General features: G+C 36.0%; 21 protein-coding genes. 7 read left to right on the top strand and 14 right to left on the bottom strand.

Annotated features, from left to right (window positions below):
* Positions 1 to 40 precede the first annotated feature (40 nt).
* Positions 41 to 784 (bottom strand): NUDIX hydrolase, encoded by a 744-nt coding sequence (locus ACT9TX_RS07330; RefSeq protein WP_481337616.1) that lies wholly within the window; start codon positions 782 to 784, stop codon positions 41 to 43.
* Positions 785 to 929: 145 nt separating this feature from the next.
* Here ACT9TX_RS07330 and ligA point away from each other — a divergent pair, with 145 nt between their 5' ends.
* Both ligA and ACT9TX_RS07320 read left to right on the top strand, forming a co-directional pair.
* Positions 930 to 3,083 (top strand): NAD-dependent DNA ligase LigA, encoded by a 2,154-nt coding sequence (gene ligA / locus ACT9TX_RS07325; protein ID WP_481337615.1) that lies wholly within the window; start codon positions 930 to 932, stop codon positions 3,081 to 3,083.
* Between the two features lie 48 nt (positions 3,084 to 3,131).
* Positions 3,132 to 3,542 (top strand): hypothetical protein, encoded by a 411-nt coding sequence (locus tag ACT9TX_RS07320; RefSeq protein ID WP_481337614.1) that lies wholly within the window; start codon positions 3,132 to 3,134, stop codon positions 3,540 to 3,542.
* Between the two features lie 32 nt (positions 3,543 to 3,574).
* Here ACT9TX_RS07320 and ACT9TX_RS07315 read toward each other — a convergent pair whose 3' ends face one another.
* The 3 genes from ACT9TX_RS07315 to ACT9TX_RS07305 form a co-directional block, all read right to left on the bottom strand.
* Positions 3,575 to 4,168: a YceI family protein gene (locus ACT9TX_RS07315; protein ID WP_481337613.1), complete on the bottom strand. Its 594-nt coding sequence runs from the start codon at positions 4,166 to 4,168 to the stop codon at positions 3,575 to 3,577.
* A 95-nt stretch (positions 4,169 to 4,263) separates the two neighbouring features.
* Entirely contained in the window at positions 4,264 to 5,634 is a 1,371-nt protein-coding gene (locus tag ACT9TX_RS07310; RefSeq protein ID WP_481337612.1) for a hypothetical protein, read from the bottom strand.
* Between the two features lie 56 nt (positions 5,635 to 5,690).
* A complete protein-coding gene (locus ACT9TX_RS07305; RefSeq protein ID WP_481337611.1) occupies positions 5,691 to 6,260 on the bottom strand; it encodes a YceI family protein in 570 nt (189 codons plus the stop codon).
* A gap of 168 nt (positions 6,261 to 6,428) precedes the next feature.
* On the opposite strand from ACT9TX_RS07305, the gene ACT9TX_RS07300 reads away from it, so the two are divergent.
* Positions 6,429 to 7,097 (top strand): DUF2461 domain-containing protein, encoded by a 669-nt coding sequence (locus ACT9TX_RS07300; protein WP_481337610.1) that lies wholly within the window; start codon positions 6,429 to 6,431, stop codon positions 7,095 to 7,097.
* 125 nt (positions 7,098 to 7,222) lie between these two features.
* Here ACT9TX_RS07300 and ACT9TX_RS07295 read toward each other — a convergent pair whose 3' ends face one another.
* Positions 7,223 to 8,374 (bottom strand): AlbA family DNA-binding domain-containing protein, encoded by a 1,152-nt coding sequence (locus ACT9TX_RS07295; protein ID WP_481337609.1) that lies wholly within the window; start codon positions 8,372 to 8,374, stop codon positions 7,223 to 7,225.
* Position 8,375: 1 nt separating this feature from the next.
* Complete coding sequence (locus ACT9TX_RS07290) at positions 8,376 to 8,780, bottom strand: hypothetical protein (protein WP_481337608.1); 405 nt, start codon at positions 8,778 to 8,780, stop codon at positions 8,376 to 8,378.
* 406 nt (positions 8,781 to 9,186) lie between these two features.
* On the opposite strand from ACT9TX_RS07290, the gene ACT9TX_RS07285 reads away from it, so the two are divergent.
* Positions 9,187 to 9,900 (top strand): hypothetical protein, encoded by a 714-nt coding sequence (locus ACT9TX_RS07285; protein ID WP_481337607.1) that lies wholly within the window; start codon positions 9,187 to 9,189, stop codon positions 9,898 to 9,900.
* 64 nt (positions 9,901 to 9,964) lie between these two features.
* On the opposite strand, the gene ACT9TX_RS07280 is transcribed toward ACT9TX_RS07285, so the two are convergent.
* The 5 genes from ACT9TX_RS07280 to ACT9TX_RS07260 all read right to left on the bottom strand — a co-directional run bounded on the left by ACT9TX_RS07280 (position 9,965) and on the right by ACT9TX_RS07260 (position 14,782).
* Entirely contained in the window at positions 9,965 to 10,954 is a 990-nt protein-coding gene (locus ACT9TX_RS07280; RefSeq protein WP_481337606.1) for an aspartate-semialdehyde dehydrogenase, read from the bottom strand.
* Positions 10,955 to 11,188: 234 nt separating this feature from the next.
* On the bottom strand, positions 11,189 to 11,404 hold the full coding sequence (locus ACT9TX_RS07275; RefSeq protein WP_481337605.1) for a type II toxin-antitoxin system HicA family toxin: 216 nt from the start codon (positions 11,402 to 11,404) through the stop codon (positions 11,189 to 11,191).
* Positions 11,397 to 11,612, bottom strand: a complete 216-nt coding sequence (locus tag ACT9TX_RS07270) for a type II toxin-antitoxin system HicB family antitoxin (protein ID WP_481337604.1) — start codon at positions 11,610 to 11,612, stop codon at positions 11,397 to 11,399. The genes ACT9TX_RS07275 and ACT9TX_RS07270 overlap by 8 nt, the downstream gene beginning before the upstream one ends.
* A gap of 73 nt (positions 11,613 to 11,685) precedes the next feature.
* Positions 11,686 to 13,713 carry a M13 family metallopeptidase gene (locus ACT9TX_RS07265; protein ID WP_481337603.1) on the bottom strand — a complete coding sequence of 676 codons (2,028 nt, stop codon included), beginning with the start codon at positions 13,711 to 13,713 and terminating at the stop codon, positions 11,686 to 11,688.
* Positions 13,714 to 13,861: 148 nt separating this feature from the next.
* Positions 13,862 to 14,782 carry a PfkB family carbohydrate kinase gene (locus ACT9TX_RS07260; RefSeq protein WP_481337602.1) on the bottom strand — a complete coding sequence of 307 codons (921 nt, stop codon included), beginning with the start codon at positions 14,780 to 14,782 and terminating at the stop codon, positions 13,862 to 13,864.
* Positions 14,783 to 14,908: 126 nt separating this feature from the next.
* On the opposite strand from ACT9TX_RS07260, the gene ACT9TX_RS07255 reads away from it, so the two are divergent.
* Together ACT9TX_RS07255 and ACT9TX_RS07250 are read left to right on the top strand one after the other, a co-directional pair.
* A complete protein-coding gene (locus ACT9TX_RS07255; protein ID WP_481337601.1) occupies positions 14,909 to 15,499 on the top strand; it encodes a TetR/AcrR family transcriptional regulator in 591 nt (196 codons plus the stop codon).
* Between the two features lie 46 nt (positions 15,500 to 15,545).
* Positions 15,546 to 16,928, top strand: coding sequence for a UDP-N-acetylmuramate--L-alanine ligase (locus ACT9TX_RS07250; RefSeq protein WP_481337600.1), 1,383 nt, complete (start codon positions 15,546 to 15,548; stop codon positions 16,926 to 16,928).
* Positions 16,929 to 17,021: 93 nt separating this feature from the next.
* On the opposite strand, the gene galE is transcribed toward ACT9TX_RS07250, so the two are convergent.
* The 3 genes from galE to ACT9TX_RS07235 form a co-directional block, all read right to left on the bottom strand.
* The gene (gene galE / locus ACT9TX_RS07245) at positions 17,022 to 18,053 is read right to left on the bottom strand and encodes a UDP-glucose 4-epimerase GalE (protein WP_481337599.1); all 1,032 of its coding nucleotides are present in this window, start codon (positions 18,051 to 18,053) and stop codon (positions 17,022 to 17,024) included.
* 144 nt (positions 18,054 to 18,197) lie between these two features.
* Positions 18,198 to 19,238 (bottom strand): inorganic phosphate transporter, encoded by a 1,041-nt coding sequence (locus ACT9TX_RS07240; RefSeq protein WP_481337598.1) that lies wholly within the window; start codon positions 19,236 to 19,238, stop codon positions 18,198 to 18,200.
* A 93-nt stretch (positions 19,239 to 19,331) separates the two neighbouring features.
* Positions 19,332 to 19,979: a DUF47 domain-containing protein gene (locus ACT9TX_RS07235; RefSeq protein ID WP_481337597.1), complete on the bottom strand. Its 648-nt coding sequence runs from the start codon at positions 19,977 to 19,979 to the stop codon at positions 19,332 to 19,334.
* A gap of 674 nt (positions 19,980 to 20,653) precedes the next feature.
* On the opposite strand from ACT9TX_RS07235, the gene ACT9TX_RS07230 reads away from it, so the two are divergent.
* Complete coding sequence (locus ACT9TX_RS07230) at positions 20,654 to 23,659, top strand: SusC/RagA family TonB-linked outer membrane protein (RefSeq protein WP_481337596.1); 3,006 nt, start codon at positions 20,654 to 20,656, stop codon at positions 23,657 to 23,659.
* Positions 23,660 to 23,678 lie beyond the last annotated feature (19 nt).

Genomic DNA, 23,678 nt, shown 5'->3' with positions numbered 1-23,678 from the left:
AGTGAAGTGTGAAGAGTGAATTGCCAATTTTTGAATACTTTTAAAAGTCTATGCCTATCCACTTGCGCTTACTTTTTTCATACTTGGCAAAATCAAATTTATACAGCTTGCCAGGTCTGTGTGGTACATCAGCTTCCATTTCACCCACATCTATCAGCAAATCCATTGATGCAAATTTCTTTCTAAAGTTGCGCCTATCTAGTTTGGTATTTAAGATGGCTTCGTATAAATTTTGTAGCTCTCTAAGTGAGAATTTATCTGGCAATAAATTAAAACCAAGTGGATGCTCTTGAATACGTTTTTGCAACCACTTGTAGCATTCATCTAAAATTTCTTTATGGTCAAATGATAGCTCTGTGATGCTTTGAAAACTATGCCAATGTAACTCGTGGTCGGTAATTTTTAATTGATGATGATTAATGTTTAGCAAAGAACAATAAGCAACTGTAAGTACCCTACCACCTGGGTGACGGTTAATGCCACTAAAAGCCCCCACTTGATCAAGATAGACATCATCCATACCAGTTCTTTCCTTTAAAATTCTGTAGGCTGCTTCATTTAAGGTTTCGTGTGGTAGCATTAATTCGCCCAACAAGCTCCACATGCCATTATAATATTCTAAATCCGCTCTAATCAATAGAACTTTTAGTTCATTTTCGTCAAACCCAAATATCACACAGTCAACAGTTACAGGTACACTATTGTAGGTTTCTACAAGCGCTTTTGCGTTCTTTAATAATTCTTCTTTAGATTTTATGTTTTGGTTTGTATTTGCTTTTTTCATGCAGAAAATTCAACGGAAATTTAATAATCGCTTTAGGTTTTCGGGTGGCGTAAAAGTAAGTAGCTTTCAGTAAACTATTTGGAAACCTTTACACAAAATATGCTATAACCTTTGCTACAATTATCTTTATGTTTTATTAGCAACTATGTACAGCAATTCTCAAATTCTCAATTACCAAGAAAGTACACAGCATTTCTTGCAAATGCTTACCAATACTGAAGCCGTATTACCTGAAGTAGAAGATTTACGCAACGTGCTTCGTTTTCACGAACACCGTTATTATGTACTAAGTGAGCCAATTATAAGTGATGGGCAATATGACCAATTATACAAGCTGTTAGAAGCTGTAGAAAAAGCGCATCCAGAAATTATTACAAAAGATTCACCAACACAAAGGGTAGGTACAAGTTTAAACAGTGGCTTTGAAACAGTGCAGCATTTGGTGCCAATGCTTAGCCTTGACAATAGTTACAATGCTGATGATTTGCTCGATTGGGATAGAAAAGTGAAAGAACTGTCTAGCCTTGATAATATTGAGTATTGTGTAGAGCCAAAGTTTGATGGGGCAAGTATTTCGTTGATTTATGAAAATGATATGCTAGTGCGTGCAGCCACTCGTGGTGATGGTGTAGCAGGTGATGATATTACCACCAATATCAAGCAAATCCGTTCTATTCCTTTATCGGCTAATTTCTCTACATATGGTATTCAGCAAATAGAAATTAGAGGTGAAGTGGTAATGACTAAAGCAGCTTTCGATACCTATAATGAAGGTTTAGTTGCACAAGGTTTAAGTCCATTAGCAAATCCTCGTAATGCTGCAAGTGGTAGCTTACGAATGAAAGACCCTAAAGAAGTTGCCAAGAGAAATTTAGAAGCATTTTTGTATCATGTTAGCTATTATGTCAATAGTCAGTCGTCAATAGTGAATGATGGGGTAGCTAAAACTGATTCTGAAATCCCCCTTTTGGGGGGCGGGGGGGCTTCTCACTCTGGCTCTCTGCAACTACTTTGGAATTTGGGTTTTCGTTCCCCTCAAAAAGAAAAGAAAGTAGTACAAGGTATTGAGACTGTAATACAATATGTAAATGAGTTTGAAGCCTTGAGAGATACCTTGCCATACGAAATTGATGGTATGGTAATTAAGGTAAATGACTTTGCATTGCAAGATAAATTAGGCATGACTACCCACCACCCTCGTTGGGCGATTGCTTTTAAATTTAAAGCACGCCAAGCCACTACAAAGCTGCGTGGTATTGAGTTTCAAGTGGGCAGAACTGGTGCAGTTACACCTGTTGCTAAGCTAGATCCAGTACAAGTTGGTGGTGTTACGGTAAGTAGTATTTCGGTGCATAACGAAGAATATATTAAAGAGAAAGATTTACAAATAAATGATACTGTAGTAATAGAACGTGCAGGCGATGTAATACCGCAAATTGTAAAAAGCTTACCAGAATTGCGTGATGGTTCGCAAGCGCCTATTGTATTTGTAAAAGAATGTCCATCATGTAATCAACCGCTAATTAAAGATGAAGCTGAAGCTGTGTGGCGCTGTGTAAATGCTGATTGTACAGAACAATTAATGCTGGCAATTATTCATTTTGTGAGTAAAGATGCCATGGATATAAAAAGCTTTGGCGAAGCTAATGTGAGACGCTTTTACGAAATGGGTTTGCTTACAGACATACCAAGTGTGTACACGCTAGATTTTGATAAGTTGGCTAACCAAAAAGGTATTGGTGCAAAAAGCATCGATAATTTAAAAGCTGCCATAGAAGCCTCTAAAACACAGCCATTGCATCGATTAATTTATGGTTTGGGTATTCGTTTTGTGGGCGAAACCACAGCTAAAGTTTTGGCTAATTATGTGAGCAACATTTTTGAATTTGCTAGTAAAACAGAAGAAGATTTACAACAGCTAGATGATGTGGGTGTAAAAGTGGCTAAAAGCATTTTTGAATACTTTAGTAATGAGAAAAATATTGCTATGCTAAGGCAATTAGAAGCGCTTGGCTTACAACTCGTAAATACTAAAAAAGATGCTGTTGCAGAAGGTGGTTTAGCGGGGCAAACATTTTTATTTACCGGTACATTAAATAAGCTAAAACGTAATGATGCTGAGGCTTTAGCAGAACAGCAAGGTGGCAAAATAGTAAGTGGCGTAAGTAGCAAATTGAACTACTTGGTAGTAGGTGAAGATGCAGGTAGTAAGCTAGAAAAAGCAAAAAAAATTAACACCATTAAAATAATTAGTGAAGATGAGTTTTTAGCGCTAGTTAATACTAATCAGCAGGTATAGTTTTAGTAAATTTACAACATACAATTAGCACCTTAAAAACCTACCATTATGCTTAAAAAAATTATTACCTGTGGCTTATTAGCTGGCGTGTTATTATTTATAGTAAGCTATGGAGGTTTGTTTTTGTCCATCAAATTCTTTCCAGCATTTTTTGTTGACTATAATAACCCATTGTTTAATTCTGATGGTAGTAGAGATGCCTTTTTTTATAGCCATGCATTTGTAATTAGCTTCTCACTCTCGTGGTTTTGGGAGCGCTTTAAAAGCCTTATAAAAGGCAATATGGTGTTAAGAGGTCTTGAGTTTGGTGTTATATTTAGCTTAGTAGCTATGTTGCCAGTTATGTGGATTACCTACAGTGCGCTAGATGTAACCTTAGTAATGATTGGTAGTTGGTTTGCATATGGTGCGCTTCAAGCCACCATTGCGGGTATATTATTTGCAAAAATTAACCCATAGAGACGTACCGCAGTTCGTCTCTACGGGTTAAACTATAACGTATCTAGCGTTAATTCAAATTCTACGTCTAATCTTTCGTTGGTTTTTATCATACCGCCTAGCTTTCTTGGTGGTATCAGGTTAAAATCTGAGAAGTTCACATCTTTTTTGCCTGTAAGGCGAAAATTATCTCTGGTAAAAGCAGTAAAACTATAGCTTACCAAAATGCGTTTTTTTACCCCCGCAAGTTCTATATCTACCAAGCCCGTAATATCTGCATTGGGTTTTGAGGGATCCGGTAATTTACTAAGCGAAATAAAGTTAATAATAAGCTTAGGAAAATCTTTGTACTTGAGGTTTTTGCGTAAATCGCTTGTCATTATCGGATTACCACAATTAAAAGCTGCAATATCTAGGCTTATTTTGCCACCCATTGGCAAGCTAATATCTTTATTATGAGTAATGGTAAGCGTATCGGGTGTATTGTAGTTAATAATGCGGCAAGTAAATTTATTAATATTAGTAGAGCCATCTACTTTTAGCGAGCCACCACCTTGTACCACCCATTTGGTAGTATTTGCTTTTTGCTGCGCAAATGTGTGTTGACAAAGCAATTGCCAGTAGACAAAAAATCGTATTGCTAACATTTTTACACGCATTTTTAGCAAATAATTTTGGCTAAATATAAAAACAGTCAGAATGAAGCTTCATTCTGACTGTTTAAAGTTATAAGAAATAACGATTAGAATCCTACAACAGCTTCAATAACTAAGCCTTTGAATTTACCACCATTTCTGTAATCTGTTACAGCAAAGTCTTTATAAGTTTGGTTTACATATTCTGCTTTCATCATCACATTTTTAGTAATAAACCAGCCACCAGCAACTGCAAATCTGTTCACTGTTACATCTTGTGTAGCGCCTGCAAGTGCAGCTTTTACAGTATTGTAACGTAAGCCAAAGAACACATTTTCTGCTTTACCTACTCTGTACACTGCATCACCAGCAAGTTGTGTCATTTTGCGGTTATCAGTTTCTGTTTTAGTTCTACCGCTAGCAGTTTCAAATGTGCCAAATAGTTCTAAACCTTTCACTTTTAAGAAGCCATTCAACATAAAGGCATCTACTTTTTTGCTAAAGCCAGGGTTAAATCTACCAGAGAATGCTATGGCTGTAGAAGCAGGGGCAGCAGCTGCAGAAGTACCTCCACCACTGGCAACCCATTTTTCCATTACGTCTTGATAGTTAGAACCTGTACGGTCGCCACCGTAAAGGGTTAAACCACTACCAGCAGAACTACTATTGTGGTAAAAGCTACCAGTTACTCTTACTCTTAGTAGGTCACCTAGTTTTTTATCTACACCTCCTTTTAGGTAAATAGAAGGTGCTCTATTCGTATTATCATCTTGTACAGTTGCAAGTACTGAATCAACATGGCCCTTAATCATACCATTGGTTACGCCAATCATACCTAAGAAACCGTTTTTTTGCAAGTACACTTCACCGCCAATTTCTGTAGCATAGGCATCTGCAATGTTTCCTTCCATAAATGGATTGTATAAAGCTTGTCCGCCATCGGTTCTACGAAAGTGCGCATCACCATAATTCACTTCAAAGTGACCGATTTTGATAGTGGCGATTTTCATAAAGTCATCCCAAAACTGACCTTTAAAAGGTACTTTATCAAATTGGATATAGCCACCTTTTACCCACGTTTCATTGTGGTGTCTGCTAGATAAGTAGCTAGTTACGTTTAGTTTAATACCATCTGCCAATTGTACATCCATATACAAGTTAGCTTGTGCAGTCATAAAGCCTGGGGCAATTGGATATAATTTGTTAGAACCAGCAGTTACTAAAGTTGAACCAGTATTGTTTAAGGCTGTGTTTTCGTGTGTTAAGCTTTGGTATTGTTGGGTAAAACCTGCGCCCCATCTTACTTTCAAGCCATCAAATTTTGCTGTATCTGCTTTAGATGTTTCAAATACATTGATACCTGATTTATCGTAAGCTCTAAAATTGGCTATTTTAGGTTGCTGTGCCATTACTAATAATGGTAAAATAAAGGTTGCTAATAGCAGCACCGCTCTGTATTTTCTAATAAGCGTTTTCATAATTGTTCTGTTTTGTTGTTACTTAAATAAATTAATTCAAGAAGAAAATTGGTTGGTTATTTCATTATCACTGTAAAGTTTAAAACGATGTCTTTACCTGTTTTAATAGTGCCTAATAATGCAGTTGGTGGCTCTACACCATAATCAAGCATATTAATAGTTTTAGTGCCTGTTACAGTAATAGTCTTATCTGCATTTACTTTATAAGATACAAATACATCTGTTTCTACCCCTTTGCCAGCAATGGTAAGTACACCGTGACATTTAATAGTGTTACCAGTTACAGTTGCAGTTTTTAGTAAGAAGCTAATGTTTGGGTTAGCATCTTTCTTTAAAGCTTTGTAAGTGTTTTTGTCCATACCACTGTGCTCACTTTTTAAGGCATTTACAGGGGTAATAAAGTTGAGGGCAGATAATGCGGTAATAACACCTGCTGGGCTTACAGCAATAGTAGCAGATACGGTAGCTGTAGATGATTTTACGTCCCAGTCATGCAAATTAGAAGTGCCAGATACTTTGATAGAAACACCACTTGCAGTATAGTTTACCTGCGCTGTTGCAGGGCTCACAAAAAGTAGTATTAATAACATGCCTAGTAATCCAGCAGTACATTGTAATCTCGTCATAATGCTTGTCTGTTTCATGTTTTGTTTCACGATGTAAAATTGCTCCGTTTGTAGGTGCTAATGGTTGACTTACAACAGATAATTGCATGATACTTATCATGCCAACAACTAACTTTTTATAGCCTTTTGTGTTATTATTGTTGTTGTGTAAATACAAATGCTGCATTTATGATTCAGAAAACCACCATACAGTTTTTAAAAGATTTAAAGCTTAACAACCATAAAGATTGGTTTGATGCCAATAGAAAACTGTACGAAGCTGCAAAAGCCGATTATCTGCAATTAGTAAGCCACGTATTAAAAGGTTTGGTGGCCAATGATGAGACTTTGGCACTGTTACAACCAAAAGATTGTACGTTTCGTATTAATAGAGATGTGCGTTTTAGTAAAAATAAAGACCCTTACAAAACCAATATGGGTGCAGGTTTTAGCAAAGGCGGTAAAAAAATGCAGCTTGCAGGCTATTATTTTCACCTAGAGCCAGGTGCAAGTTTTATAGCAGGCGGTATGTGGATGCCTATGGCACCAGAACTTAAAAAGATACGCCAAGAAATAGACTATTGCCTAGATGAGTTTAAAGAGATTGTTACCAACAAAGCATTTGTAAAAACCTTTGGTGGTTTAGAACATGGTGAAGATGTATTGCTAAAACGTGCACCAAAAGGCTACGAAGAATATAATCCTGCCATTGAATATTTAAAACTTAAAAGCTTTATCGTATCTACACCTATTAGCGATGCAGATTTAACAAGCCCTAAGCTAGTACAAAAAATTGTAGATGCCTGCGCTCAAATACAGCCACTAGTTTATTTCATAAATAGAGGTATAGAAGGGTAGAAGTAAGTAGAAAAAATTGATGTAACCAGCGTCATTATTACTATTAAGCGCCTGTTGCGCACACTTTTACGTTTATAACTTTATTAGGCTTTTATCGAAGAGAAGTAATTTGACTTAGTTTGTGTTTATCTCCACTTGTTTCTGCAATACTTTACTAATTCTTCAATATCATGTATATGACGTGATGAAGCATCTGCTCTAACATAAAACTCTTTCACTGTTTTATTATTTTCATCTTTTCTGTGTAAAAAAATCGGGGAATTTTCACTAGGAAATACGGTTATGACAAAAACATCCTTCTCATCAATTGAATAAAAGCCACCATAAATAGTAAATGCGATTGATGGGGGCAAATAATGTGACTTTATTCTTGTAAACTCACGCAAAAATTCATCTTTTGAAATATTTATTAAATCTATGCCGTAGACTTTCTTCTCTTTATCTGCTACTCCAATAAATAGATAGCCGCCTTTTGAATTTAAAAATGCACAGATGGTTTTTGCTATTTCGAATTCAATGTTTCGTGAAGAGGATGGTCTATTTATTAAACCTGGTTTAAATTCCACAAATTCATGTTCACCTTTTTGAAAAACAATTTCCATCGGTGGAAGTAAATCTTTTTCTAATTTGCCTTCATTGTCTTTAGTAGTTTCTTCTTCATAAGATTTGCTCCACCAATATACTTTGTCGTAACCTGTCCAGTCAAAAGGTGTTTCTAAAATGTTATGTTCTCCTAAAGCTGTCTCTGTATAGCCTTCTTTATACTCGTCAATGTCAAAGTAAGAAACAGTTTTTGAGAATCCTTTTGTGTCGTAGTTATTGGCTTCGTAAAATTCGAACTCCTCTTGTAAGTCAACCAAACTTGGTGGGTTTGGCATATCAGAACTGTCGTTATTAATAGAATGGATTGTGAGTTTGTTTTGTTGATCTTTGTTTTTAATCATTTCTACCCAAATACCATTTCCAATATAATCAGGAATCTCGATTTCTTCATCTCTTAAATTTACTTTAGTTTGAGTTTTTTGGTCGATGTATGAGTTCAAATACTTCCTTGTTTCTTTATCTGAAATGTTTTTTATCTCCCTCTCTGTTAATCCAATCCCTAAAAGCAAGCCGTGTATATAGTTATCAAAATCATTAAATACAGCTTGTCTTGCAATAATTGGGTTTACATTTTCAAATTTGTGTTCAATATTCTGGAAGTTTAATTCTCCAGAAATCGCATTTTGAAAAACTATCCTTGCACGAAGGATATAATAACATTTTTCTTGGTTCATATTATTCTTCGATTACTTGATTTTGAGAAACCCAAAAATGAATTATCTCTAATTGTTTAAGAAATGGAATAAGGTGTCCGATTGCTTTTTTTATATCATCGTCGTCAGGATGTGCGATAGCTAATTTTGCTTTTGGGTTACGTGATTTCTCATGTAACATTTTTACAAGTGCTTTTCCAAAGTGGGTTTTGATTTGCCCACTATCAAAATACTCTCTTTTTTTTGTTGGTGCTGTGTCACTTGCCTTTGCCCCTTTTACTTCTATAAGCATTACAGATTTGCCTTTACTCGCTTCAATGTCAATTCCATGTTTTTGCCCCAAGCAGAATTTGTCACCAACATGCCATCCATTATTTTCAAGATAATATTTTAGCAATTTGACTGTTTCATCTTCCGTTAATTTCATTAGAGTAAGTGATTTTTAAAATTATAGTTGCTAAACAAATATACTTCGCTTAACTACCTTTCTATGTTCATTTTTTACTGTAATATTTTCTTACGATATAAATTGAATGAATGGGGGAAAATTGATTCTCATTTCCTGCAATCACCTCAACTATTTCTAATATCTCCCCTTATTTCCGGAAATAGGCCCAGCTATTGTAAATACCTCCGCTTATTTTCAGAAATAAGGGCAACTATGGCTATAATTAGGGTTTATTTCTAGAAATAAGCCTAACTATTGTAAATAGGTGGCTATTGATACTGCATTTACCCCAATATAACAAAATTTTAAGAGCCTTGCTTTTTTATATGGTTTAGTTGTATTATTTTACATTCATAATTTTTATAACCATTCAAATTTTTACTGTATGTGTATTTACAAAATGTTTAGCCCAGACGCAGCAGGTGGCGGCACTACACCTGCAACAACTACTTCTAAGCACAAAAAAAGCCTAATACCTAGCGATATTGGTAACTTATGGGATGTTGCCGATAAGGTATGCACTAAATGGGGGGCAACGCCTACACTTATCTGCTTTTGGAAAACACAGGCAGCTTATGCCAAGGATGTAGACGATTTGGGCAAAATAATTGGTAAGCGCAATGCAAGTGGGGGTAATGTTACGTCTTTTGCCACTACACTAGACCAGCTAGATACCAAAGTGACTAAAGGCATACAAAAACTAAAACTCTATTTAGAAGAAAAATATGATGGTAAAGCTGCTGCTATAAAGCAGTACAGCAGGTTTGGCATGGTAAAAGTGGGTACCAATTATGTATTACCTCTAGATCAGCAATTGGGCTTAAAAAGCTTTGAGATGGTACTAAAAGGCATAGCAGATGATGGATTTGGTACTAAAGAATATGGCACTGCCTTTTGGACACAGTTGCAAGCAGACTATAAAATAGCGTTAAAACAAAGTACCGATAATCAGCAAGCCATAAGTGGTATAGTAGGGCAGAAGGATGTATTAAAAGCCGAAGTGAAAAAAGTATTACAAGCACTGTTGCACTTGCTAGAAGGTAATTACCCAGACACTTACGAAAGCGTGGCACTAGAATGGGGCTACAAAAGAGGATAATAAGAACAAAAACGTCGATAGCAATGCGCTACCGACGTTTTTTTATTCACTCAAAACCTACATTTTACAACAAGCCTTTACCAGTTAAGTACTCAGCAATTTGTACTGCGTTAGTAGCAGCGCCTTTGCGTAAATTATCGCTCACAATCCACATGTTTAGTGTTTTTGGTTGGCTTTCATCTCTACGTAAGCGGCCTACAAATACTTCGTCTTTTTCGTGTGCCCATAAAGGCATTGGGTAAAATTGTGCTGCATCATCTTGTTGCAATACCACACCAGGTGCAGCGCTTAACAAAGCCTTTACTTCATCAAGGTCAAACTCATTTTCAAACTCCACATTTACGCTTTCGCTATGGCCACCTATTACAGGTATACGTACTGTAGTAGCGGTTACTTTAATATTGTCGTCTTGCATTATTTTACAAGTTTCTTTCACCATTTTCATTTCCTCTTTGGTGTAGCCATTTTCTAAGAAAACGTCAATTTGTGGTATCACGTTCAAGTCTATTTGATACTTGTAAGCCATAGGGCCTTCAATACCTTTGCGCTCGTTAAATAGCTGGTCTACCGCTGCTTTACCAGTGCCAGTAACACTTTGGTAAGTGCTTACTACCACACGTTTAATGTTGTATTTGGTATGTAATGGTTGTAATGCCACCACCATTTGAATAGTGCTACAGTTAGGGTTGGCAATAATTTTATCTTCAGCAGTTAACACTTCTGCATTTACTTCTGGTACTATTAATTTCTTAGTTGGATCCATGCGCCAAGCACTACTATTGTCAATTACAGTAATGCCAGCAGCAGCATATTGTGGTGCCCATTCTAAACTAGTACCACCACCAGCAGAAAATATAGCAACAGCAGGCTTTGCAGCAATACCATCATCCATACTTACCACCTTGTATTTATTGCCTTTAAATTCTACTTCTTTACCTACAGAACGTTCAGATGCAACTGGTACTAACTCAGTTACTGGAAAATTTCTTTCTGCTAAAACCTGCAACATTTTGGTACCTACCAAGCCTGTGGCGCCAACTACTGCTACTTTCATTTTTGTTTGTTTTTGTTTGTTAATAAAATAATTTAAGATTTTTATTTCACCCCTTTAGGGGATGGGGGCATAAAAAAAACCTCCCCGTTTTGGGAAGGCTCTTAGTATGTTGTTAAAGGTACATAAAAAGGTAAGCTACTTCCCGTTTAGGATGTGTTTCTTAGTGCTCTTTATGTTCTTTATTGTTGTCATTTGCGATGCGAATGTATAAGGTAAAATGTTTTACGCCAAAAATTATTTTTCTAAATCTTGTTTGGTAAGATTCGATTGGCGAAGAATTGATGTTAGCGTTCCATTAGGGATAACCTTTCTTTCAGCTGGTATAATTACTGTTAGAGTAGGGGTTCCTAATTTTCTGTATTTAATGTGGCTACCTTTTTGTGAGACGAAATGAAACCCATTTCGCTGCAACATTTTTAAAATATCGTCTGATGAATATAGTTTAGGCATGTTCTAATTCTGTAGAAATAATTTCAGGATTCTCAATAATAGTGGCTTCATCAAACGAAACATCTTCAAAGTACAACTCTAAAGCTTCTTCTAAATTGCTTAATGCTTCTGCTTTTGTTTCACCAAAGCTCGATACATCTATATTTAGGCATTGTGCTACATACAATTCATCCTCTTTCCAAACTACATTTTGAAATGATGCTTTCATTTTAACTTGTTTTACAACCTAAAAGTAAATAAAAAAGCATCAACTTTTGTGGTTGATGCTTTTAAAATATTGATTACCAAATTTTTATTCTGTCCTTTTCTGGCTTAAACATTTTGTCGCCTTCTTTTACATTAAATGCATTGTAAAATGGTGTGAAATTCATCAGAGGTCCTAAAACTCTCCATGATGGTGGTGAGTGTGGATCTGTATTAATTGACTGCCTCATGCTTTCGTCTTTTTCTTTGCTGCGCCATATTTGGGCAAATGAAATAAAGAAACGTTGGTCTGGTGTAAAGCCATCAATTTTTGTAGTGTCTTGACCTTGTTTGGTCATTTTAAAGGCACTGTAAGCAATAGCAATACCACCAATGTCAGCCATGTTTTCACCTGTAGTTAATGCGCCATTTACATGAATTGTATCTAGCACAGTGAAGCTATTGTACAAATCAATTACACGTTTACTTTTAGCTACAAATTGTACGCTATCGCTTTTAGCCCACCAGTTTTTAAGATTACCATCTTTATCATATTGTGCACCTTGGTCATCAAAACCATGTGTCATTTCGTGGCCTATTACCATACCAATACCACCATAGTTTATGGCATCATCAGCATTAGGATTGAAGAAAGGAAGCTGTAAAATACCAGCAGGAAAAACAATTTCGTTAAAGGTAGGATTGTAGTATGCATTGATGGTTGGTGGCGTCATGCCCCATTCTGTTTTGTCTACAGGCTTGCCCACTTTGCTCATTTGGTATGCAAATTCATTTTTGGCACAAGCAGTTAAGTTTTCAAAGAATTTGCTTCTGTCAATAGTTACTTTACTGTAGTCACGCCATTTGTCAGGATAACCAATTTTCTTTAAAAAAGCATGCAGTTTATCTTTTGCTTTCTGCTTGGTCGTATCGCTCATCCAATCTAGCTCGTTAATTCTTTTTTCAAAAGCTAAACCAAGATTATTCACTAGTTCAAGCATGCGTTTTTTAGCATCTTCTGTAAAGTATTTTTTTACATATAGTTGACCTAATGCTTCACCAAGGTTGGCATCAGTAATGCGATACATTCTATCCCAACGTGGCTTTATTTTTTGTTGGCCAGTTAGTGATTTTTGATAATCAAATCGAGCATTTACAAAGCTGCTACTTAATGCTGCGGCAGCATTGCTAATGGTATGAAACTTAAGATAGGCTTGCCATACATCAATAGGTGTACTAGTTAATAACTCGTTTACTTTGGCATAAAATGCAGGCTGACTTACATTCACTGAATCAACCTTTACACCTAGTGTTTTGGTTAATGTTACCCAATCAAACGTAGGCATAGCTTTTTGTAAGTCTGCAATGGCTTTTTTATTGTAATTGCTTTGCGGATCTCTTAGTTCTACATTGGTTTTATGGCTAAGCGCTATTTGCTTTTCTAAGTTGTAAATGGCTTGCGTTTGTTTAATAGCTGTTATAGAATCGCTACCAGTTAATTGCAAAGCGTTTTGCACATAGGTTTGATAAGCTTTTTGAATAGCAACTGTTGCTGGGTCAGATTTTACATAGTAATCCCTATCAGGCATACCTAAGCCACCTTGATAAAATACTAAGATGTTCATGCTGCTATTTTTATCGTCAGCAGCAACATATGGTTGAAATAATAAGCCATTGTTTTCGGTAAGTTGTGTGCCAAGAAAACCCATGACACCTTTTGCATCTTTAATAGCTGCAATACTTGCAAATGTTGGCTTTAATGGTTCGTAGCCAAGTTTTTCTATAGTAGCAGAATCCATACCTGAGGCATAAAAATCGCCTACTTTTTGTTCTATACTACCTGCACTTTGCCCACCTTTTGACACGTCTTCTAAAATGCTTTTAAGGTTGGCTTTAGTACGATTGTAAAGCTCTAAACCAGCACCAGCACCAGCTTCAGTAGAAGGGATTTCGGTATTCTTTATCCATTTGCCATTTACAAATAAAAAGAAGTCGTCACCAGGTTTTACCGAACTATCCATATTGGTAGTTTCAATAAATTTTTGAGTAGTTGTGGCTTTGTTTTTACAGCCATTTATTGCTGCAAATGCAAGCGGCAATGCAAGCAACCATTGTATTTTTTTCATGCAATAAGAAGTTTAATGTTTTGATAAATATAGCTACTTAACTAAAGTAGCAGCGATTAATTACATAAACGCAGATAAACTGGCTTAAACTAAAAAACACTTACCGAGGCAAGTGTTTTTTAGTAAAGATTATTTTTATAAATAGAAATTATACAAGGCTAATATCGAAAGTAGCTAGCTGTACAAACTGCTGTACACGGTCGTGAATATCGCTCACAGAAATTTCACGTAAGCGTTGTGTACCAAATTTTTCAACAGCAAAACTTGCCATTGCGCTACCAACAATGATGGCTGTTTTCATGTTTTCAAAACTAATGTCTTTGGTTTTTGCAATGTGCGCAATAAAGCCACCTGCAAACGTATCGCCAGCACCTGTTGGGTCAAATACTTCTTCTAAAGGCAATGCTGGTGCAGCAAATACTTTATCCTCGTGGAATAACAATGCACCGTGTTCACCTTTTTTAATGATAACGAATTTTGGCCCCAGTTCATGAATTTTTTGCGCAGCACGTACCAAAGAATAATCACCGCTTAGCTGCCTTGCTTCGCTATCATTTACCATTAATACATCTACATGTTTCAGCACAGCTTTTAAGTCGTCTAAAGCAATATCCATCCAAAAGTTCATGGTATCTAGCACCACTAATTTTGGTTTATTTTTTAGTTGATTGATAACGCTCAACTGAACAGATGGCGCCAAATTACCTAACATTAAAAACTCACAATCTTGATAGCTGTCTGGAACAACTGGTTGAAAATCTGCCAAAACATTTAGTTCAGTTACTAAGGTGTCACGAGAATTCATATCCATGTGGTAGCGGCCGCTCCAAAAAAAAGTTTTTTCATCTTTTTTTATTTGAACACCTTCTAGTGCTACGTTACGAGCCGTTAAAATGTCTAATTCTTCTTGAGGAAAATCGCCACCAACAACGCTTATCTGTTTTACTGGTACGAAATTGGATGCACACCAAGCAATGAAAGTTCCTGCACCACCTATAATTTTATCACTCTTTCCAAATGGCGTTTCTATCGCATCAAAAGCCATAGAACCTACTACTACTAAAGACATAAGTTGTTGATTTGTTATGTTTGTATTGATTTTTACAGCGGCGAAACTATACCATTTGCCCTAAAAATTTAAAACTAACGTAAAACATTCATTAGCGCTAACGAGTGTTAGTGTATTTTTGACCTTATGGGACGAATAAAAACCGATAGCAATCACACTAGAAAAGAGGTGATTATTACTAGTGCTGCCGCCTTATTTAAAGAAAAAGGTTTTAAAGCTGCAAGTATGCGTGAACTAGCAGATGTGGTAGGTGTAGAGGCGGCAAGTTTGTACAACCATATTCATAGTAAAAGCGAATTGCTGCATATCATTTGCTTTGAAGTGGCAAATAGGTACATGCAAACGATGGATGAAATTGAGGCTGAACCCACAAACAGTATTCAAAAGATAGAGAAGTTGTTACGTTTTTTAATAACAGGCATGGTGTTGCATTATGATGAGGTGTATGTGAGCGATAGAGAATGGAAACATTTAAGTGAGCCTTATTTATCAAATTTTCAAAGTCAAAGACGCACATTTAGAAAGCGTTTTGCAGCTATTATAGAGCAAGGTATTGCCAAAAAAGAGATTAAAAAAATAGATGCGCCAACAGCTGTTTTAATTCTGTTACATGCAGTAAGTGGCATAGAAAGTTGGCACAGAAGTAAGGTGAAAATTAACGGTAAAGAACTAGAAGAAAATATGATTACGATATTGGTTGGTGGGTTGAAGAAGTAATTTAACCGCTGATTAATAATGATTTTTATGATGATAAAATAAAATTATGACTGAAGGAAAATATGACTTGAAAAAGATTGATTGCTTACACTTTATAGGCGTTGCAGGCACAGGCATGAGTGCTATTGCACAATATTTATCAGGTATTGGTAAAACAGTAACTGGTAGCGATAGATATTTTCATCCGGGTGAACCGAACGACACAAAAGAGAAGCTAGAAACTGAAGGCATTACTTGTTTTTTACAAGATGGTAGTGGCATTAATGAAGCAACACAATTGATAGTTATTTCTACTGCTGTAGAAGAAACAAATGTTGAAATTCAGAAGGCAAGAAGCTTAAATATTCCTATCATTACTAGGTCACAACTATTGACCTTAATTAGTAATGATAAACGTACGATAGCTGTTGGTGGTACAAGTGGTAAAAGCACAACATCTGCCATGTTATTTGATATTTTAGAAGTGGCAGGTTTGCAGCCAAGTATTATAAGTGGTGCAGGTTTGGTGCGCTTACAAGAGCAAGGTAAAATAGGTAATGCTTTTGTAGGTAAAGGCGATTTATTAGTAATAGAAGCGGATGAAAGTGATGGCTCTATAGTAAACTATCATCCTGAAATTGGGCTATTATTAAATCTTGATAAAGACCATAAAGAAATAAGCGAACTGCAAACTATATTTCAAACATTTAAAAGCCATTCACAACGTTTTGTAGTAAATGCTTCGCATGAATTGGCCGCGCCTTTTTCACAAAGTGTAACGCAAGATTTTTCTTCTACAAATGCAAATGCTGGCTACAAAGCAACCGATTTTTTGCAAGAAGGATTGAGTATTTGTTTTAAAATAAATGGTATTGATTTTAAGCTGAATGCCATTGGTAAGCATAACATGGAAAATGCATTGGCTGCTGTAGCTGTGGCTAATCAACTTGGTGTAAGTTTAGAGGTTTGTAGTAAAGCAATTGCACACTATAAAGGTATTTACAGGCGTAACCAAGTGCTTGGCAAAAAGGGCAATATTTGGGTAATTGATGACTACGCACACAATCCTGCAAAAGTTGCCGCAGCTATTGCTGGTGTTCAACCTTTGGCTGCAAAAGTGATTGCCTGGTTTCAGCCGCATGGTTATGGGCCTACTCGCTTTTTACGTAAAGATTTTGTAGAAGAAATAAGCAAAACTTTAAGACCCCAAGATGAAATATGGATGAGCGAAATTTTTTACGCTGGCGGTACAGCTGTAAAAGATATTAGTGCTAATGATTTGATTGAAGATATTAAAGCGCAAGGTAAAAATGCCTATTTTGTAGAAGATAGAAACCAATTGGTTGCAGCGTTACAGCCACATCTTACAGATGATTGTGTATTGCTACTAATGGGCGCAAGAGACCCAAGCTTAGATGCTTTTGCAAAGCAAGTGTATACTGATTTGTAGTTTTTTACCACATAGATAAATAGGCACATAGTTTCAATATCTCTTGTTCATTAATTGAAAAATCTATTGTTACTATGTGCCTATGTGGTTAAACTATCCTAAAACGTTCTCTGCTTTTACTTTTTGTTCCCAAGCCCAAGCAGTAGTCATCATGTCTTTAATGCCATATTTTAATTGCCAGCCTAAGCCTGTAACAGCTTGTTCATTATTAGCATAAATGGCAACTACGTCACCGCTTCTACGTGGCCCCATTTCGTAGTTTAACTTTACATTACTAATGGCTTCAAATGTATTGATGGCTTCTAGAACAGTAGTGCCATCGCCTGACCCTAGATTAAAGATGTCGCACTTGGTTTTGTTTTTACCAGCCATTAAATATTGTAGTGCCAAAGTATGTGCATGTGCAATATCGCATACATGAATATAGTCTCTTACACAGCTACCATCTCTTGTATCGTAATCGCTACCATACACCATCATTTTCGGCAATTTACCAATTGCAGTTTGTGTAATTACTGGCACCAAGTTCATTGGTTTACCCAAAGGCAACTCGCCAATATGATTGCTAGGATGTGCACCAACTGGATTAAAATATCTTAGCAAAATACTAGAAGCATTTTCAATTTTTGAGTAGTCAAGAATGATGCGTTCGCCCATTTGCTTTGTAGCACCATAAGGGCTTTCAGCTCTTTTTTCTGGTGTTTGTTCTGTTACAGGTATTGCATCAGGATTGCCATAAACGGTGCAAGATGATGAAAATACAAAGTGTGCTACATTGTATTGCTTCACGCATTTAAGAAGGTTGATAAGCGAGTATAAATTGTTTTCGTAGTAATCTAAAGGCTTGTCTACAGATTCGCCAACGGCTTTAAATGCTGCAAAATGTATAATGCCTAAAATGTCAGTATTTTCTTTAAAAATGGCTTCTGTGGCATCGAAATTTTTTAAATCGACTTCGTAGTTTTTAATGCTTTTACCAGTGATTTTTTCGATGCCGGTTAACGCATATTTTGTAGAGCGAGAATTGTCATCTACCGAGATAACTTCAAAGCCATTTTCTAATAAATCTACAATGGTGTGCGAGCCAATAAAGCCGCAACCGCCAGTAACTAAAATCTTTGCCATAGTTTTTTCATTGAGGTGGAAAAATAAGAAAAATAAGTATATGCTTGTTGGTGGAAATTGCTGATAAGCGAATAAACCGTTGCAGTGTGCGACGCAACAACTGTTAAATAGTAGTACTAGCGATGACCAACAAAAAAAATGCTCTTAAAAAAAGAGCATTGTGATGTAATAAAATATGGCTGCCATAGCTGCTGATACAGGAATTGTGACCACCCAGGCCCACATTAAATTTACTGTAACGCCCCATCGTACGGCACTTAAACGTTTGGTAGCACCTACACCAATGATAGAACCTGTAATGGTGTGTGTGGTAGAAACTGGTATTTTAAAATGCTCGGTTAAGAACAAGGTAATAGCGCCTGCTGTTTCGGCTGCAACACCTTCTAGCGGTGTTACTTTGGTGATTTTTGTACCCATTGTTTTTACAATTTTCCAACCACCACTTAGTGTGCCAAGGGCGATACATAAGAAACTTGTAAAAGGTACCCAACTGTATTGTACCACAAAATCGCTAAATGTGAGTGTTCTGCCTATTGATTGCTCGTAGTAAATAACGGCTGCGCCAATTAAGCCCATTACTTTTTGTGCATCGTTACCGCCATGACCAATACTGAATGCTGCTGACGATACTAATTGCATTCTTTTAAACCAACCATCGGCTTTGTATGGATTTGATTTTTTAAACAAATGCACTATTAGTATAGTAATGAAAAAAGCAATAATCATACCCATGAAAGGCGCTATGAAAATGAATAAAAATGTAGGTACAACTTTGGCGTAATTAATAACATCTGCGTGGCCATTACTAAAACCATGTGCATGTGCTAAAGCCGCGCCAATAAAGCCGCCCATTAAAGTATGAGACGAGCTTGATGGAATACCAAACCACCATGTTATCAAGTTCCAACAGATGGCTGCAACAATACCTGCTAGTATTACTTGTAGATTGATAAATTCAGGATTTACCCATTTGGCAACCGTGTTTGCAATACCAAAACCACCAATTAAATATTTTGAAATAAAGAAAGCCACAAAGTTGAAAACCGCAGCCCACAAAACCGCCTGAAAAGGCGTTAATACTTTGGTTGAAACAATAGTAGCGATTGAGTTTGCCGAATCGTGAAAGCCATTGATATAATCGAACACGAATGCAAGAATAATAATTATAACGAGTAAGGTAAGCATGTTTTAATGAGATGATGTGCTAATGTGCTGATGTGCTAATGACGAATCAAAAAATAGCATATTGGCATATTGGCTAATTAGCAAATTCTGTTCTTACGCATATTTAATGATGATGCTCTCAATAACATTGGCTGCATCTTCACACTTATCTGTTGCTACTTCCATTACTTGATAGATTTCACGCTTTTTAATAACTTCTTTAGCGTCATTTTCTGTATCAAAAAGTAATTCGATGCTCATGTCAAACACGTCGTCAGCTTGGTTTTCAATGCTGTTTACTTTTACCAAAGCTTCGGTCATTTGGCGTAAGTTGTTCATGTCTCTTAAACCGTACACAGCAATCTTAATTTCTTTACAACCTTGTTCTATTAAGTCTGCCATTTTTTGAATACCAGAATCGTTAGGGTTAAGATTATAGAAGTTGATTTTTTTGGCAGAACTATAAATATAATCGCAAATATCGTCTAAAGCAGTTGCTAGGTAGTGAATGTCTTCTCTATCGAATGGTGTGATGAAGTTTCTACCAAGTTCTGTAAATATTCTGTGTGTGTGATCGTCGTTTTTGTGTTCTAAATCTTCAACTTGTTTAATAAGTGGTGCACGTTTGTCTTTATCTGGCTCTGCAACTACTTTTTTCAATTGAACACCCATGTCGTACACTGTGTCTGCCACTTGCTCAAATAATTCGTAGAACACTTTATTTTTCGGCATAAACAATTTGCCAATACTATTTAATCCCATTTGTTGTTAGGTTATTTCGAACAAAAATAGAGTTATAGCTTGTAATGGAACAGCGAAGTTTTTTATTAATAATAAGTTAACATGAAAAATTATTGTTTTAGTATATTACTGTAAAATAATAATTTGATGATATTGGATTTACAATATTGTAACACAGTGGTGGCAAATTTGCAATATGTTTTAGTTATAGCGAAAAAATGTACAGTAGATTTTCTCATTACGGCCTTTGTATCTACAAGGGCTTTTTTATAGCCTTAATTACTTGCTGAGTCAGTTTATTGGCAAAATAATAATTGTATTTTTTCATTTTTAAATCAATGCTATCTGGGTCTTTTAAATTATTAATGAGTACGTAAATTTTCTCGAAAACATTTAGCAGCTACAAACCACAAACAAAGCCTAGTTGATGTAGCAATTTCTCCCCCGCAAATATTTTCGCAATCGTTTGCGACGAGTTCATTCATTTTGCCCTGTTATTAGTATTTCTTTAACGTTTACTTTTATCCAACGATTAGCTTAAAGACATAAATATGTAGCCATTTGAAAATATCTACGCACTAATACTTACGCACCAATAGTATTCCTCAGATATTTTTTCGGTTTCTCTTTCTTGACTTTAATCTTGTCGGCATTTTAGATTGTGTACTATTAACACTTTAAACCAAATGACGATTATGAATCTCAAAAAACTTGTGAAAAGCATCTTTTATGTATGCTTTCTTTTGTTTTCAACAGCGGCTTTAGCCCAAACCAAAGTGGTAACTGGTAAGGTTACCGATTCAAAAGACGGCAGTGCTGTACCAAATGCATCTGTATTAGCTACAGGCGGTAGCGGAAAAGCTGGTACACAAACTGCTGCCGATGGTACTTTTAAAATTACCGTACCATCAGGCACAACTAAGCTAGTTATTACTTCTATTGGCTTCGAAAAAACAGAAGTAAGTATTGTTGGTAAATCAAATGTAGATGTATCTTTAAAATCGGCAGCTTCTGATCAATTAAGTGAAGTTGTAGTACTAGGTTACGCAACACCAAGTAAAAAGGATGTTACAGGTGCTGTTGCATCGGTAAAAGCAAAAGACTTTAACCAAGGTCTTATTTTAGCCCCTGACCAATTGTTGCAAAATAAAGTAGCTGGTTTGGAAGTTACCAATACTAGTGGTCAGCCAGGTGCAGCGCCAACTATTCAAATTAGGGGTACTTCATCTATACGTGCAAATAACAATCCGTTATATGTTGTTGATGGCGTTGCTTTAGATGGTAATACAGCAAGACCTACGTTAGGTGGGCCATTTGGTAGTACACCTGCATCTAATCCACTGCTATATATAGACCCTAATAGTATAGCGCAAATAGATGTATTAAAAGATGCGTCGTCTTCGGCTATTTATGGTGCACGGGGTGCCAATGGTGTAATTGTAATTACTACAAAAAAAGGCGCCTCTGGTTCTATGAAGATTGAAGCTGGTATTAATAATAGTTTTAATGCTGGTTACATGAAACGCTTTGCTATATTAGATGCTACCCAATTTAGAGCCGCAATGAAAAAGTATGCAGTAGATAGCAAATATGATTTAGGTGGTAACACTGATGCTTTAAAAGAAGTTTCACAAAATGCATTTTCACAAAATTATTCTGTAGCGTTAAGTGGTGGTAATGCAGCTGGTAAATTTAGAGCTTCATTTCTTGCGTCTTCTACAAGAGGTTTTTTAAAGAAAACAGCATTAGATAAATATCTAGCAACTTTTGGTGGTAGTTACAAATTTTTGGACAATAGATTGTCGTTTGATTTTGGTGTAATAGCCGGTAATTATGGCGAGCAACTAACCAGCGTTTCTAATACAGCTGGATCAGAAGGTAATATTATTTCTTCTGCATTACAATGGAATCCTACCTACGCATTACGCGATGCAAAAGGCTTTTACAATGACTTATTAAATGGTTCTGGCAATCCCTTAGCTTTTAATGATGCTTACAACGATAAAAGTAATGTAACTTCTTTATTAGCCAATTTTACAGTTGGATATAAAATCACTAACAATTTAGAGTATAAATTACTATACGGTGCTAATTACGGTACTGGTAGAAGAGATTTAAATTTAGATGGTTGGATTACAGGTATTGCAGCTGTTTCTGGAATTGGTGCTGGTTACATAGCACATTCACAATTATTTTCTCAAACAATTACTCATACACTAAACTATAACACTGCAATTTCAAAAGATCTAAAATTGCAAGCCTTAGCAGGTTACGAGTACTTTAAGACTGATTATTCTGGTGGTTCACAACGTGCAACAGGTTTTAAAACAAACCTCGACTATACAACAAGAATTCCAATTCTATATACCAGTATTTTCCAGAATGCAAAAACGCAAGATCCTTACACACCTTTTGCTAACCCAACAGCCGAACTGCAATCTTACTTCGCAAGAGCTACATTTACATATTTAGATAAATTTTCTCTTACTGGAACAATTCGCCGTGATGGTTCTAGCAAATTTGGTGCTAATAACAAATATGGTAACTTCCCTTCAGTTGGCGTTAAATGGGATATGTCTAACGAGACTTTTTTACGAAAAGCATCCAAAGTAATCTCTAACTTAGAGTTACGCGCTTCTTACGGATTAACTGGTAACCAAGAGTTCCCAGCTGGCTCTTCTCAAGAGCAATTTAGTTTCACATCCAACAATAGGGCACCACAAGTAGTCAATGGTAATCCAAATTTAAAATGGGAGGCTACAAAATCCTTTAACCTAGGGTTGAATTTTGGGTTATTTAAAGGAAGAGTTTATGGAACGGTTGATTTTTATAACAAAAAAACAACAGATATTCTATTCCAAACAACAGCTATTCAGCCTGCTCCAAGTTCTATTTCTTTTGTTAATTTGAAAGATGCTGAATTAATTAACTCTGGTTTTGAATTTGCGCTTGGTGCAACCATTATAGACAAGAAGGATTTTGGTTGGGAGTCAAATTTTAATCTAGCATTTAATAAAAACAAAATACAGAATTTTACTGATCCTAATACTGGCTTGAACTTGTTAGTAAGAACGGCTGAAGTAAGTGGACAAGGTGTATCTGGAACACTTGCGCAAGTTATTGCTAATGGACAACCTGTTAATGTTTATTATCTAAAACCATTTTTAGGTTACAATGCAGATGGTACTCAAAAAATTGGTGACCCAGGTTCAGAAACTTTTGCTGGCGACCCAAATCCAAATACATTGGTTGGCTTTACTAATACATTAAGATACAAAAAACTTAGTTTAGTTCTAAACGTTGGCGGCGCATTCGGTTTTTTAATCTATAATAATACAGCAACTTCTGTTACTAATATTTCTGGAATAAAGAATGGTAGAAATATCGATTTAGCAGCATATAACTCGCCTGAAAGTATTAAAAGTTCGGCTGCTGCATCTACGCGTTTCTTAGAAAAAGGCGATTATTTGAAACTTAGAAATGTAACCTTACGTTACAATATTGGTAATGCTGGAAAATATGTTAAAAATTTAACAGCTTTCGTTAGCGGAACAAACTTATTCGTAATTACTAAGTTCTCAGGTTTTGATCCAGAGGTAAATATAGATAAGAATAGCAATTCATACCCATCACGTTCAATTGAGTATATTCCTTATCCTACCTCAAGAACTGTTTCTTTCGGTTTAAATTTCAGTTTGTAATATAACTTAAAAATAATTA

It is taken from the genome of Parasediminibacterium sp. HNIBRBA5674 (genome assembly GCF_056745525.1).
This window is presented reverse-complemented; position numbering and strand designations above follow the sequence as displayed.

Bases quoted from the DNA above. Each gene is read 5' to 3' on its own strand.
- ACT9TX_RS07295 (WP_481337609.1), bottom strand. From the start codon at position 8,374: ATGAACCAAGAAAAATGTTATTATATCCTTCGTGCAAGGATAGTTTTT.
- ACT9TX_RS07315 (WP_481337613.1), bottom strand. From the start codon at position 4,168: ATGTTAGCAATACGATTTTTTGTCTACTGGCAATTGCTTTGTCAACAC.
- ACT9TX_RS07250 (WP_481337600.1), top strand. From the start codon at position 15,546: ATGACTGAAGGAAAATATGACTTGAAAAAGATTGATTGCTTACACTTT.
- ligA (WP_481337615.1), top strand. From the start codon at position 930: ATGTACAGCAATTCTCAAATTCTCAATTACCAAGAAAGTACACAGCAT.
- ACT9TX_RS07280 (WP_481337606.1), bottom strand. From the start codon at position 10,954: ATGAAAGTAGCAGTAGTTGGCGCCACAGGCTTGGTAGGTACCAAAATG.
- ACT9TX_RS07330 (WP_481337616.1), bottom strand. From the start codon at position 784: ATGAAAAAAGCAAATACAAACCAAAACATAAAATCTAAAGAAGAATTA.
- ACT9TX_RS07290 (WP_481337608.1), bottom strand. From the start codon at position 8,780: ATGAAATTAACGGAAGATGAAACAGTCAAATTGCTAAAATATTATCTT.
- ACT9TX_RS07275 (WP_481337605.1), bottom strand. From the start codon at position 11,404: ATGCCTAAACTATATTCATCAGACGATATTTTAAAAATGTTGCAGCGA.
- ACT9TX_RS07270 (WP_481337604.1), bottom strand. From the start codon at position 11,612: ATGAAAGCATCATTTCAAAATGTAGTTTGGAAAGAGGATGAATTGTAT.
- ACT9TX_RS07235 (WP_481337597.1), bottom strand. From the start codon at position 19,979: ATGGGATTAAATAGTATTGGCAAATTGTTTATGCCGAAAAATAAAGTG.
- ACT9TX_RS07300 (WP_481337610.1), top strand. From the start codon at position 6,429: ATGATTCAGAAAACCACCATACAGTTTTTAAAAGATTTAAAGCTTAAC.
- ACT9TX_RS07240 (WP_481337598.1), bottom strand. From the start codon at position 19,238: ATGCTTACCTTACTCGTTATAATTATTATTCTTGCATTCGTGTTCGAT.
- ACT9TX_RS07230 (WP_481337596.1), top strand. From the start codon at position 20,654: ATGAATCTCAAAAAACTTGTGAAAAGCATCTTTTATGTATGCTTTCTT.
- ACT9TX_RS07320 (WP_481337614.1), top strand. From the start codon at position 3,132: ATGCTTAAAAAAATTATTACCTGTGGCTTATTAGCTGGCGTGTTATTA.
- galE (WP_481337599.1), bottom strand. From the start codon at position 18,053: ATGGCAAAGATTTTAGTTACTGGCGGTTGCGGCTTTATTGGCTCGCAC.
- ACT9TX_RS07255 (WP_481337601.1), top strand. From the start codon at position 14,909: ATGGGACGAATAAAAACCGATAGCAATCACACTAGAAAAGAGGTGATT.
- ACT9TX_RS07265 (WP_481337603.1), bottom strand. From the start codon at position 13,713: ATGAAAAAAATACAATGGTTGCTTGCATTGCCGCTTGCATTTGCAGCA.
- ACT9TX_RS07285 (WP_481337607.1), top strand. From the start codon at position 9,187: ATGTGTATTTACAAAATGTTTAGCCCAGACGCAGCAGGTGGCGGCACT.
- ACT9TX_RS07310 (WP_481337612.1), bottom strand. From the start codon at position 5,634: ATGAAAACGCTTATTAGAAAATACAGAGCGGTGCTGCTATTAGCAACC.
- ACT9TX_RS07260 (WP_481337602.1), bottom strand. From the start codon at position 14,782: ATGTCTTTAGTAGTAGTAGGTTCTATGGCTTTTGATGCGATAGAAACG.
- ACT9TX_RS07305 (WP_481337611.1), bottom strand. From the start codon at position 6,260: ATGACGAGATTACAATGTACTGCTGGATTACTAGGCATGTTATTAATA.